A 12,917-nucleotide genomic window follows, 5' to 3' on the forward strand; every position below is an offset into this window, starting at 1 on the left:
GTGATCAGGCGGTGGCGAAGGGATCGATCCGGGCGTCGTTGAAGGCCTGACGGCCCTCCACGGCGCCGAACATCAGGTAATGCACCATCGGGTCCACCTTGGCCGACGCCACATCCGGGTTCGCCGCCAGGTAGTCGGTGGTGTCGAAGCCGGCGGAGGGGTCGCGGCCCTCCTTGTAGCCGTACAGGTCGTAGTGCAGCAGCGGGTCGACGTTCGCCTTCGCCACGTCCTGGTAGGCGTTGAGGTAGCCCTTGGTGTCGAACACTGCGTTCGGGTTGCGGCCCTCCTTCCAGCCATACAGCTGGTAGTGCTGGCGCGCGAAGGTCGCCCCGTCCGCCCCCAGCACCAGTGCCGCCGCCGCCACGTCGGTGTTTGACAGCAGGTAGTACTCGGCGTCGAAGCCGCCGGCGGTGCCGACGTCGGCGGCCTTGCCGATCGCGGCGTAGGCCTGGCGTCCCTCGTCCTGGCCGTAGGTCAGGAAGTGAGCGAGGGGATCGACGCCGGCGGCGCGCACGTCGGGGTTGCGGGCGAGGTAGAGCTCGTTGTCGAAGGCGGCGGAGGGGTCGCGGCCCTCCTTCCAGCCTGACTGGTCGTAGTGCTCGAGCGGGTTGACGCCGGCGGTGCGCACGTCGCGGTTCGCGGCGAGGTAGCCGGTGGTGGAGAAGAAGGCGCTAGGGTCGCGGCCCTCGCGCCAGCCGAAGGCGGCGTAGTGGGCGTCGGCATCGACGCCGGCGCGGAACACGTCCTGGTTCCGGGACAGGTAGTGGAGGTCGTCGACCAGGCGGTTGGCGTCGTCGACCGCGATGGTGGCGTCGTTGAAGCGGAAGCGCTCGAAGCCGCTGACCAGGTCACGGCCCTGCGGTCCGCTGATGAGCGTCAGGCTGTTGGCCTGCGAGACCGTGACGTCGGCGAAGTTGGCGTTGATCACGAGGGTGTCCGTGCCGCCGCGGCCGGACAGGCGGTCGTCATACGGCGTGCCGGTGATGACGTCGTCACCGTTGGTACCGACCCGGTTGATGCCGCGGGCCAGCACCGTGTCGCCGCGGGCGGCGACGTTCTGGATCCGGGTGTCGCCGGCCGGCGTAGTGTCGGCGGTGCCGAACGGCGTGGTGGCGTAGAAGGCGCGCAGGTACTCGGCCATCGCGTCCTGCTCGGTGCCCTGCGCCGCGAAGGTCGCGGAGTTCGGCAGCGAGGAGCCCGGGGTGGCGGAGGCGAGCGCCACCTTGTTCTCGCCGTAGGCCGGGAACGGGTAGTTGTCGCCGCCCAGGCCCGGCGCGGCCGCGGTGCCGGTGGCCAGGAAGTCGAGGGTGACGGTGCGGATGCCGCGGTTCGGGTCGCCGACGAGCTGGCCGTTCTGCACCAGCGTGTCGAGGATCCGGCCGTTCTCGTCGACGATCGCCGCGTTGAGGATGCGCTGACCCTCGCGGGTGACGTTGCCGTTGGCATCGACGGTCTGCGACTGCTTCGTGGCGTCGAAGGAGAAGCTCAGGCCGCCGATCTGCGGGAACTGGCCCGGGGTCGCGCCGGCGGCGGTGGCCGAGACCGCGTGCTCGAGGATCCGCTTCATCTCCAGCGCCGAGACCGTGGTGACGGCGAGCGCGTTGTTGAAGCGCAGCGAGTTGGTGACGTCGAGCTGGGAGATGTCGCCCGCCTGCTTGCCCGCGGAGGGATTGGCGGCCGGGGGCAACTCGGCGGTGCCGCCGCCGGAGGTCGAGAACGAGCCGATCGAGTCGCGGATGCCGCCGCCGTTCTTGATCGAGACAGCGACCGAGCTGTCGTACTGCTTGGCGTACCAGAGGTTCGCGTCGGCGCTGAGGTCGCCGAGGTTGGTCTCCTCGGTGCGGACCTCACCGCGGCGTCCCTCAAGGTAGACGCTGGTGCGGCCCAGGATGTTGCCGTCCTGCTGGCGGATGATGTCGGCGACGCCGGCGGTCTCCTGCACGCCGTCGTTGTTGACGTCGAGACCCTCGATCATCTCGCGGACGAGGAAGCCCTTGCTGCCGGGGGTGAAGGCCGCGGCGGTGGACCCCCAGAGCTGCGCCACGGAGGTGTCGTCGACCGCGACCGCGCCCGAGTTCTGCGGCGTGACCGAGTCGCGGATGACGTTGCCCTGGTCGTCGAAGGTGACGGTCAGGCGGCCGACATAGGAGTACTCGGAAGCCGTGTTGACCAGGGCCAGGGTCTGGCCGGTGGCGTTGGTGAAGAACTGCGGGTAGGCGCCGCCCGAGGTGTCGCCCGGCAGGAGCCGGTCGTTCGAGTCCGACAGCAGGGTGTGCGAGCCGCCGCCGATCAGCACGTCGACGTTGCGCAGCAGGGGAGCGAGCGCCTGCTCGTTGGCGAGCTGCTGCAGGTGGGTGCCGACGATGACCTTGTTGAGGCCCGGATTGGCCGCGAGCACCCGGTCGACCTCGGCGTTGATCTGCTGGGCGAGCAGCGCGATCTCGTCTTTGCCGGTGAAGCCCTCGAGGGTGACGTTGCCGAGCGTCGTCAGCAGCGGCTCGAGCTGGGTGGTGGCGCCGATGAAGGCGATCTTCTCGCCGTTCTCGGTGATGATCGTCGACTTGGCGATCTTGTCGGCGCCGGTCCCGGTCTGGGTCGAGGTCGGGCCGGTCTGGGCGAAGGTGGCGGCGTCGCCGTCGGCGTGGACGAGGCCCGAGAGGGCCGATTCCTTCGAGAAGTTCAGGTTCGCCGACAGGTAGGGGAACTGCGCCCCGACCCAGGTATCGTCCGCCGCGCCGGCCGCGGTGCCGAGGTTGGCCCCGATGATGTTGGCGACCTCGGTCGGGCCGGAATCGAACTCGTGGTTGCCGAACACCGCGGCCTGGACGCCGATGATGTTCTGGATCGTGATGTCGGCCCGGCCCGGCGAGGCGGTGAGCCGGCTGTAGGCGCCCGCGCCCGACAGCCCGTAGAGCTGGTTGTAGACGCCGTTATAGGTCGCGTTGAGCTGCGGGTCGGCGCCGGCGATGAAGAACGGGCTCGGGATCCAGCCGTCACCGGTCGAGAGAGTAATCGAGTTCGGGGTCGCGTCCTCGAGCTTGTCGACGATCGCCGCGAAGTTCGCGGCGCGCTGGGTCGCCAGGAGGCCGGCCTCCCAGTCCGAGGCGTGCAGGATCTGGAGCGTGTAGGTCATCGGGGCAGCCTGCTGCGTGGTGAAGTCGAGCTGGTCCTGCGCCAGGCCCGCGAAGGCGTTGCCGGCCGCGTCCGTAATCGCGCCCGTCGGCACGATGACGTCGTAGGCCTTGCCCGCCCCGAGGTCGGCGCTCGGGTTGATCGTCACGGTGTCGCCGCTGACGGCGACCTGAGCGGTATCGGAGACCGCAATGGTGCGGGTGTCGCCCGCCCCGTCGGTGATGGTGATCGAGCCGGTGCCGGCCTTCACCGCCTCGCTGAAGCGTAAGGTGATGTTGGCGCCGGGTGCGACCCCGGTGGCGTTGTCGGCCGGGGTGGCCGAGACCAGCGTCGGCGCGGTCTGGTCGAGCTTGAGGCCGACCAGGATCGGGTCGTGGTCGGATTCGCGCGCCGCGACCCGGCCGTCGAAGTACGAGGGGGACCGGCCGAAATCGAGGTTGTAGTCGATCGCGTCCGCCTCGTCGGCGTTGACGTGCCACTCGGTCACGCCCGTCACCTGGCCGTTCAGGCTGCCATTGGCGAAGGCGTGGTCGAGGGCGCCGTAGGCCCCGTCGAAGACGTAGGAATACGGGTCGGCGAGGCGATCCTCGGCGAGGTTGGTGAAGCCCCCGGCCTTGATGGTGTCGAGGGCGTCCTCCTTGATGTAGGCGTTGAAGTCGCCGAGCAGGATCGTGTCGGAATCCTGAGTGCCGGTCGGCTTCGTCGCCACCCACTCGGTCAGCGCCTTGGCGGCGAGCTCGCGCTGCTGCTGCCAGGCGCCCTGGCTGTCGCCCTGGTCGGCGTCGGCCCCGGTGCCGCTGCCGCTCTTCGACTTCAGGTGGTTGATGACCGCCGTAAAGTCCTCGCCCGTCGCAGTCTCCCGGAAGGTCACCGCCAGGGACGCGCGGCTGGTGTTCACCCCGTTGAAGATGTGGCCGACCGTGCTCTGCTGCAGCAGGGCGGGGTCGATCTGCGCCACGTCGGCGTCGTCGAGCTTCTCGATCGTGGTGTTGAGCGCGACGCTCACCTTGCTCGGCTTGTAGATGAAGCCGACCGCGATGGCGTCGCCGCCGAGGAACTGGCCCTGGTCGAGCTGGCTGCCCGGATTGACGTGGGCGTAGGTGCCGGCACCAGTTCGGGCGTTGAGCTGGCCGACGAGGTATTCGAGCGCGTTGCCCGGGTTGCCCGGCTGGAACTGGTTCTCGAGCTCGGTCAGGCCGAGGACGTCGGCCCCGGTGCCGATCAGCGTCGTGACGAGCTTCTCGGTCTGGCGCGCCAGCTCCTCGCTCGTGTTGGCGCCCCGCGGCGCCTGGCCGATCGCCGTCAGCGAGCTCGACGAGGCGTTGAGCGTCGTGAAGTAGTTGAGGACGTTGAGGCTGCCGACCTTCAGCGTGCCGCCGACCGCGTCCGGGGTCGCCGGGCGCGGGTTGGCCTTCACGAAGGTGTTGTCGCCGTCGTTGATCGCCCGCACCCGGAAGGCGCCGGTCGGGCCGTAGCCCAGGGTGCCGGTGAGCCCGGTCACGGTGTCGCCCATCCGCGGCGCCGTGGCGGTGGAATAGGTCGGGCCGAAGCCGTCGAGGTTCTCGATCGGCAGGTTCTGCGAGTTCTGCCCGTCGTCGTAGGTGATCGAGCGCGCCGCGGTCTGCGCGAGGTAGGCGGCGTAGTTGGCCGCGTTCGGCTCGAACGCGTTGGTGAAGGTCTCGGGCCGCCCGCCCGCGGCGAGGCGGATCTCGTTGAAGCGGTCGAGGTTGAACTGCTCGGTGATCGAGAGGGTCTGGGGCAGGCGGACCAGCATGCCCTCGTAGCGCTCGAGGTCCGGCTGCGCGGTGGTGCCGGTGCCGACGACCCCGGCGGCCGTCAGGGTGACGTCGACCGCCTGCGCCTTGACCTCGGCGGCGGACAGCGCCCCGGCCTGCACGACCTGGATGCCGGAGGCGGCGTTGACGGTCACCTGCGTCTCGCCGTTGAACTCGGTGACCGTGCCGGTGACCCGCACCCGGTCGCCCTCGTTGACGTCGACGAGGCGGTTGCCGGTGCCCTCGTAGACGAACACGCCCTCCGAGGTCAGCGGGTTGGAATCCTGGTCGGCCCGCTCCTCCTGCAGGTAGAAGCCGCCGATGCTGCGCTTGGCGTCCGCGTCGCCGTTCTGGAAGTCGCCGACGACGAGCGCCTCGATCGTGACGGTCTGGCCGACGAGCAGGCTGGCGCTGCCGGTGCCCTGCACCGCCGAGATCAGCGTGACGTCGTCGTTGAGGATGGTGCCGGTCGCGGTGCCGGCGCTGGTGCTCACCGCCGCGGTGACGCCGGCCTGGTTCGAGGTGGCGCTGCGGAGCGTCAAGCCGAAGGTCTCGTTCGGCTCGGGGGTCGCGTCGCCCTGCACGGTGACGTTCACCACCGCCGAGGCGGCGCCCGCCGGGATCGTCCCGGTGATGGTCAGCGGCAGGCCGGGAGCGCCGGCGAAGTCGGCGGCGTTCGCTGCGCTGGGGCCGGTGCCGGTGAGCTCGGCGGTGAAGGTGACCGCGCCGAGGGTGCCGTTGCTGCGCTGGACCGTGAAGCTGACGGTCGTGGTGCCGCTGTTGCCTTCCGCCTGGCTCACGTTCAGCGAGTTCGGGGCGAAGGAGATCTCCTGGGTGTAGCCCTGCGGCAGCGCGGCGTAGAGCGTGGCGCCGCCATTGGCCACCTCGTTGGCCGAGATCACCAGGGGCGTGCCGGTCGGGTTGCGGTCGGCGGCGATGAAGGTGAGCACCTCCGGGCCGAGATCCGCGGGGGAGCCGGCGAGCGGCGGCACGTAGGAGACGTAACTGGCGTTCGCCGGATCGGTCACGTCGTAGACGAGGACGCCGCTCTGGCGCTCGAGGCCGACGAAGGCGTAGGTTCGGCCGTTCACCGTGCCGACCGTGATGCCCTCGGGCTCCGGGCCCTTGTTGTCCGAGCGGTCGTCCGGCGTGTTGGCGACGGTCTGGTCGTTGTTGAAGCGCTCGGGGGCGATCTGGGCGAAGATCTTCTCGAACTCGCCGCCGGTCTCGCGCACCTTGGTGATGGTGCCGTCCTGGTTCTGCCGGAAGATCGAGATGCCGCGGCCGCCGAGCGTGTTGAGCTGGTCGATCACCCCGTCGCCGTTGGTGTCGCCGGTGCGCAGGAGCACGTTGAGGCGCGCATAGGCCGGATCGGCCTTGAGCGCCTGCAGTTCGGGCGTCAGCCGGCTGTTGGCGATCGTGCTCAGGCGGGCGACGTCGCCCGTGTCGTCGGCGCCGCCGATGACGCGCTGGTCGCCTTCGTTCGCCGTGACGAAGTAGGTCGCGCCGCCGGCGGTGAACGAGGCCACCGCGTCCGGCTGGAGCAGGCCGTAGATCGGGGCGTTCGCCGGCGTCGAGGCGATGCGGATCGAGGCGGTGCCGCCCGTGCCGTCGCGGTCGGAGGCGTCGAACTCGTTGCCGGGCAGCGAGTGGTTGACCGCGCCGAGCGGCTGGATCGCGATCGGCGCCGTGCCCGGGTTGGCGAGGTCGATCACCGCGACGCCGTTCACCTCCTGCAGGGTGACGTAGGCGAAGCGGTTGTCGGGTGAGATCGCGATGTATTCGGGCTCGATGTCGGCCGCGGCCGCGTTGCCGGGGGTGATGGCGAGGCCGCGGGCCCGCAGGGTCGCCTCGGCGCCGTTCAGCCCCTCGAACCCGACCGTCCCGGTGACGGCCGCCGAGGCGGCCCCGCCCGAGACGTCGATGATCGAGACGCTGCCGACCGGGTTGCTTCCGGCGCTCGCCTGCTCGCCCTCGTTGGCGACGAGGAGGCGGCTGCCGTCGCGGGTGAAGACGATCTGGTCGGGGCCGACCCCGACGGTGAGCGAGCGCAGCAGCGTGCCGTCGGCGTTGAACAGCGCGACGCGGCCCGCCGCGTCCCCGGTCGTGTTGGCGTAGGCGACCGCCACGAGGCCGTTGAAGACCGCGACCGAGTTCACCGCGCCGTACTGCTCGAGGCCGGAGAGCAGGATCTCGCCGGTCTTGGTGAGGGCGCCGGCGGCATCCAGCGCCACGATCTCGATCCGGTTCTCGTTGGTGTTCTGGACGTAGAGCCGGCTGGTCGTCGAATCGTAGGCCACGACCTCGGCGTTGGGGGCGGCCGACGTCGCCGCATCGTTGGTGGTCGCATAGGCGCCGAGCCGCACGAGCTGGAGCGCGTTCGTCGCCGTGGGCGGCGTCGTGGCGGTGGCGCCGGACAGGCCCTGCAGCGAGGGCGCCACGTCGTAGATCGCGGTGCCGTTGATCCGGGTGCCGGCATCGTCGTTGAGGATCGTGCCGGTGCCCTGGCCCTTCGCCACCGTGGCGCCCGAGACGTTCGCGACCGTCACCGTGAAGGTCTCGGTCGGCTCGACGACCGTGTCGCCGGCGACGTCGACCGCGAAGGTGGCGCTGGTCTGGCCGGCGGCGATGGTCTGGCGGGTCAGGCTGCGGGCGGTGTAGTCGCTGCCGGCCGTCGCGCTGCCGTCGGCGGTGGCGATGTCGAAGGTGACGCCGCCGGCGGGGGCCGCAGCGCTCAGCGACACCGTGAAGGTGAGCTGCCTGGTACCGGAATCGCCCTCGGTCGCCTGGACGTCGTCGATCGACAGGGTCGGCAGGGGCTGGGCTGCGGTCACCGTGAAGCCGTCGTAGCTGCCGGCGCCGATGCGGGTCGTGTTGTTCTGCGTCCAGGACGAGGTCGACCCGACGGAGGCCAGGATCTGCTCGCGGGTGCCCGAGGTCGGGCCGGCGTAGCGGCCGTTGGTGGAGGGGAGGGCCACCGCGGTCTGGCCGAGGGTCAGGCCCGGCGGCAGGGCCGAGGTGCTGGCGGTGGTGGCATTGGCGGCGAACGTGGTGCCGCCGTCGGCGAAGTTGATCGCGTACAGGAAGGTCGGGCTCGCGGCCGTCCCCTGGTAGGCCAGGATCTGGTCGCCCGAGGCGTTCAGCGCGAAGTTCGGCGCCGTGAACACCGGCGAGTTGGTGCCGCCGGCGGCCGTGTCGGTGGTCGGCCGGATCACCGTGCCGGCGGCGAGCGCCGTCGGTGCCGTGTAGGTGTAGGTGCCCTCGCCGGTCCGGAACGCGTTGGTCGCGGAGTTCCAGCCGTTGTCGGTGAAGCTGATGGCCGTGCCGGCCTCGACGTCCCTGAGGACCACGAAGGCGAAGTCGTCGGGGTTGGTGGCATCGTAACCGACGATGGCGATGTCGCCGGCGGCAAGCGTCGTGGCCATGTGTTCCAGTGTCTCCGGGCGCGCGTGAACGGCGGCGGCGCCAAGGCGGGCGCCACCCTTCAGCGCGAGGGCTGTTAGGGCTTGTCGGTTCAGGGAGGCGCGCAGCGGCATTGGGCTCGCCCGCGATCGTTCGACGTGTCGGATCGGACCGGGCGAGACTGCCTTGTTACAGCTTGTTTCGGACTGTGATCGCTCTGTATGGGCGTTTTGCGACAGTGCTGTGAAGGTTAGCGGGCAGGCCCCCGGGCCTGGGCCCGATCACGCGTCGCGCCTCCTCGCGACCGCGCCGGTCGGGACGGGTGGCTCCAACGCGAAGCGCCCCGCCATCGGGCTGTCGATGGCGGGGCGCGGTCGTGCGGCAGGTCTGTGGGGCGGCTTGCGGTGCGGCGCCTACTGCGTCCCGCCCTTCGCCTCCTTCTGGAACTCCTCGATCACGTCCTTGCCGACGCGCTTGGCCATGTCGGCGGTGACGGGCTCGAGGGCCGCCTTCCAGGCCGCCTTCTCGTCGGCGGTCAGCTCGATGAAGGTCGTCTTGCCGGACTTCTTCATCTCGTCGAGGGCGTCGGCGTTGTCCTTGCCGGCGACCTCGTTGGCGTAGGTCGTCGCCTCCTTCATCGCCTTGTCGAGCTCGGTCCGGACGTCGGCCGGCAGTCCGTCCCAGAACTTCTTGTTGGTGATCACTGCGTAGCCGATGTAGCCGTGATCGGACAGGGTCACGTATTTCTGCACCTCGTGGTGCTTCTGGGTGAACATGTTCGAGGGCGTGTTCTCCGAGCCATCGACCACGCCGGTCTGCATGCCCTGGTAGACTTCCGAGAAGGCCATCACCTGCGGGATGGCGCCGAGCGCCCGGAACTGCGCCTCGAGAACCTTCGAGGACTGGATCCGCATCTTCAGGCCGCGGAAGTCGGCCGGCATCCGCAGCGGCTTGTTGGCGCTCATCACCTTGAAGCCGTTGTCCCAGTAGGCGAGGCCGGTGATGCCCTTCGACTGGAGCTTGTCGAACAGGCGCTTGCCGAGCGCCCCGTCCGTGACCCGGCGCAGGGCCGCCTTGTCGGGCAGGATGTAGGGCAGGTCGAAGACCTCGAACTCCTTGGCGCCGAGCGGCCCGAACTTCGCCAGCGACGGCGCCAGCATCTGCACGGCACCGAGCTGGAGCGCCTCGACCTCCTCCTTGTCCTTGAACAGCTGCGAGTTCGGGTAGACCTCCACCTTCACCCGGCCGTTGGTGTACTTTTCCGCCAGCTCCTTGAACTTGTCGGCGCCGCGGCCCTTCGGCGTGTCGGGGGCCACCACGTGGCTGAACTTGATCAGGATCGGCGCTCCCTGCGCCAGGGCGGCGCCCGACAGGAGCAGGAGGGCGGCGCCGGCCGAGAGGGCGCGGCGGGTCAGCGCTCGGGCGGCGCGGGACGACTTCGTCATGGCGTTTCCTCGGTGTCGTTTCTCGTTGGCTCGGTCGCGAGCCTGACAGCTCGGCCCGGCTGCCGCAAGGCGACGATCGCCTAAGTCCCGCTCGCCTCCGCCTCCATGTGAACGGCGCCCTCGGCCTCGGTCCAGGCGCGGACGCCGTCGCCCTCGCGCCGGCCCGCCACCGTGAAGCGCCGGCCGGCGGTCATCGGCGCCACGCCCCGGTAGCGGAAGCGTCCCGGCGCCCGCCCGAGGCGCACGGCGGCGAGGTTGAGGAGCAGGCTCGCCTGCATCGGCCCGTGCACCACCAGGCCGGCATAGCCCTCGACCCCGGTGGCGTAGGGGTGGTCGTAGTGGAAGCGGTGGCCGTTGAAGGTCATGGCCGAGTAGCGGAAGAGCAGCACCGGGTTCGCCTCGACCGACCACGCCGCCTCCGCCTCCGCGGGGGCCATCCTCGGCGCAGGCAGCGCCTCCCCCGGCCGGCTCGCCTCGCGGTAGACGATGTCCTGCCGCTCGCGGATCGCCGGTCCCCGTTCCGTCAGGTACTCGTGCCGCACGGTGACGAAGCACAGCGTGCCGGTGCGCCCCTCCTTCACGGCGACGTCCGAGACGGTCTCGCGCCGCGCGACCCGGTCGCCGAGGCGCAAGGGGCCGAGGATCTCGACCTCGCCACCGGCCCACATCCGGCGCGGCAGCGGCACCGGGGGCAGGAAGCCGCCCTTGGCGGCGTGCCCGTCGGGGCCGAGCGTGTCGGCGGGCGGGGTCTCGGGGGCGAGGCACCAGTGCAGGGCGAGCGGCGCCTCGCCCTCCGGCACCGGGGCGAGGTGGGGCGCGAGCGTCGCCCGGTACTCGGCCACCAGGCGGGGCGTGACCAGGTCCTCGACCTCCCGGGTGCGGCCGATCCAGCCGCGCAGATGGTCGATGTCGATCGGGGGCATCGAAGGTTCCCTGTCGTGTCTCTCGCCCCATCATGCCGGGCCGGTCGCCGCAGGTCCAACGCGCGGACGGACCGTCACCGGTGCCCAGCCGGCATGGATGCCCCGCCGGCATGGCACGCCTTCGCGCCCGCACACCTGCCGCCTGGACCGCGCCCCGGCCCGGTGCTTAACTCGCTGTCAACAAAGACAGGGTGGGAGACGTCACGTGGCTGCGCAGCACAGGTGCATCGCGATCGTCGGTCCGTTCCAGAGCGGCAAGACCGCCCTGCTCGAGGCCATCCTCCACCGCACCGGCGCCATCGACCGGCCCGGCCGCGCGGGGGCCCGCGTGGGAGACACCTCCCCCGAGGCGAGGGCCCACGGCATGAGCGTGGAGCCGGCCTTCGCCACCACCCGGTTCCTCGGCGAGTCCTTCACCTTCGTCGACTGCCCGGGCTCGATCGAGTTCGCCCACGACCTGCGCGCGATGCTGCCTGCCTGCGACGCCGCGGTCGTGGTCTGCGAGGCCGACGAGCGCAAGCTGCCGGCCCTGGAGCTGACGCTGCGCGAGCTCGAGGCCGCCGGCCTGCCGCGCCTCCTCTTCATCAACAAGGCCGAGACCGCGCCGGGCTCCCTGCGCGACGCCCTGGCCCTGCTCCAGCCCGCCTCCCGGGTGCCGCTGCTGATGCGTCAGATCCCGCTGATCGAGGGCGAGGCGGCGGTGGGCTTCATCGACCTCGCCCTTGAGCGGGCCTTCATCTGGCGCGAGCAGGCGCCCAGCGAGGTGGTGGCGCTGCCGACGGGCGAGCTGCCGCGGGAGAAGGCCGAGCGCTTCACCATGCTGGAGCGCCTGGCCGACCACGACGACGTGCTGATGGAAGACCTGATCGCCGAGGTCGAGCCGGCGCGGGACCGTGTCTTCGCCGACCTCGCCCGGGAGCTGCGCCAGGGCCAGGTGGTCTCGGTGCTGTTCGGCTCGGCCGAGCACGGCCACGGCGTCACCCGCCTGCTGAAAGCGCTCCGGCACGAGGCGCCGGGCCTCACCGAGACGCGGGCGCGCCTCGGCGTCGCGGCCGAGGGCGGGCCCCTCGTCCAGGTGATGAAGACCCTGCATACCGGCTTCGGCGGCAAGCTCTCGGTCGGCCGGGTGCTGCGGGGCGCCGTCCGCGAGGGCGAGTCGGTGACCGGTTCAGGCAGCGGCAGCGCCCGGGTGGCGGGGCTGACCCTGCTCACCGGCGCCTCCGGCAGCCGCCTGCCGGAGGCGCGGGAGGGCGAGGTCGCGGGCTTCGCCAAGCTCGACCCGGTCGCCACCGCCGAGACCCTGGCGGTGGGCGCCGAGGCGCCGCCCGCCCTCGCGGCCCTGCCGCCGCCCGAGCCGGTCCACGCCCTCGCGCTCCGGGTACGCGACCGCAAGGACGAGGTGCGCCTCTCGGCGGCCCTCGCCAAGCTCGCCGACGAGGACCCGGCCCTCGCCGTCGAGCAGCGGGCCGAGCTCGGCGAGCTGCGCCTGTCCGGCCAGGGCGAGATGCACCTGCGCGTGGCGGTGGAGCGCCTCGCCTCCCGGTTCGGCATCGGCGTCGAGACGGAGCCGGCCCGGGTGGCCTACCGGGAGACGATCCGGGGCCCGGCGGAGGCGCGGGCGCGGCACAAGAAGCAGACCGGCGGCCACGGCCAGTTCGCCGACGTCGCGCTCGCGGTGCGGCCGCTGCCGCGGGGCGAGGGGTTCCTGTTCGAGGACGAGGTGGTGGGCGGCGCGGTGCCGCGCCAGTACATCGCCTCCGTCGAGGCCGGCGCCCGGGCGGTGACGGCGAAGGGGCCCCTCGGCTTTCCCGTCGTCGACATCGCGGTCACCCTGAAGGATGGCGCCGCCCACGCGGTCGATTCCTCCGACGCCGCCTTCCAGGCCGCCACCCGCCTCGCCCTCGAGGAGGCGCTGACCAAGGCCGGGCCGGTCCTGCTCGAGCCGATCCTGGCGGTCTCGATGGCGGTGCCGAGCGGCGCCACCGCCCGGGCCACCGGCCTCGTCACCGCCCGCCGCGGCCAGATCCTCGGCTTCGACGCGCGGCCCGGCTGGGCCGGCTGGGACGTGGTCGAGGCCCTGATCCCAGAGGCCGAGATGACCGACCTCATCGTCGAGCTGCGCTCGGCCACCGCCGGAGTCGGCACCTTCACCACCCGCTTCGACCACCGGGCCGAGCTGACCGGCCGCGCCGCCGACGCGGTGCTAGCGCGCCAGCCGGTGCGCAAGGTGGGGTGACGGC

General features: G+C 71.5%; 4 protein-coding genes. 1 reads left to right on the top strand and 3 read right to left on the bottom strand.

Annotated elements, in window-relative coordinates; all coding sequences use genetic code 11:
- Nucleotides 1-4 precede the first annotated feature (4 nt).
- The 3 genes from VQ02_RS09350 to VQ02_RS09360 all read right to left on the bottom strand — a co-directional run bounded on the left by VQ02_RS09350 (nt 5) and on the right by VQ02_RS09360 (nt 10,677).
- A complete protein-coding gene (locus VQ02_RS09350; protein ID WP_048443910.1) occupies nt 5-8,332 on the bottom strand; it encodes an ExeM/NucH family extracellular endonuclease in 8,328 nt (2,775 codons plus the stop codon).
- 390 nt (nt 8,333-8,722) lie between these two features.
- Nucleotides 8,723-9,754: a TRAP transporter substrate-binding protein gene (locus VQ02_RS09355; RefSeq protein WP_048443911.1), complete on the bottom strand. Its 1,032-nt coding sequence runs from the start codon at nt 9,752-9,754 to the stop codon at nt 8,723-8,725.
- Nucleotides 9,755-9,834: 80 nt separating this feature from the next.
- Nucleotides 9,835-10,677 (bottom strand): HTD2 family dehydratase, encoded by an 843-nt coding sequence (locus tag VQ02_RS09360; protein WP_048443912.1) that lies wholly within the window; start codon nt 10,675-10,677, stop codon nt 9,835-9,837.
- 205 nt (nt 10,678-10,882) lie between these two features.
- Here VQ02_RS09360 and VQ02_RS09365 point away from each other — a divergent pair, with 205 nt between their 5' ends.
- A complete protein-coding gene (locus VQ02_RS09365) occupies nt 10,883-12,913 on the top strand; it encodes an elongation factor G (protein WP_048443913.1) in 2,031 nt (676 codons plus the stop codon).
- The last annotated feature ends 4 nt before the right edge of the window (nt 12,914-12,917 follow it).

The sequence above is a fragment of the Methylobacterium variabile genome, assembly GCF_001043975.1.
In the GTDB taxonomy this organism is placed as follows: Bacteria; Pseudomonadota; Alphaproteobacteria; order Rhizobiales; family Beijerinckiaceae; genus Methylobacterium; species Methylobacterium variabile.

Excerpts from the sequence above, each read along its gene's own strand:
- VQ02_RS09355 (WP_048443911.1), bottom strand. The coding sequence starts at position 9,754 with ATGACGAAGTCGTCCCGCGCCGCCCGAGCGCTGACCCGCCGCGCCCTC.
- VQ02_RS09360 (WP_048443912.1), bottom strand. The coding sequence starts at position 10,677 with ATGCCCCCGATCGACATCGACCATCTGCGCGGCTGGATCGGCCGCACC.
- VQ02_RS09350 (WP_048443910.1), bottom strand. The coding sequence starts at position 8,332 with ATGGCCACGACGCTTGCCGCCGGCGACATCGCCATCGTCGGTTACGAT.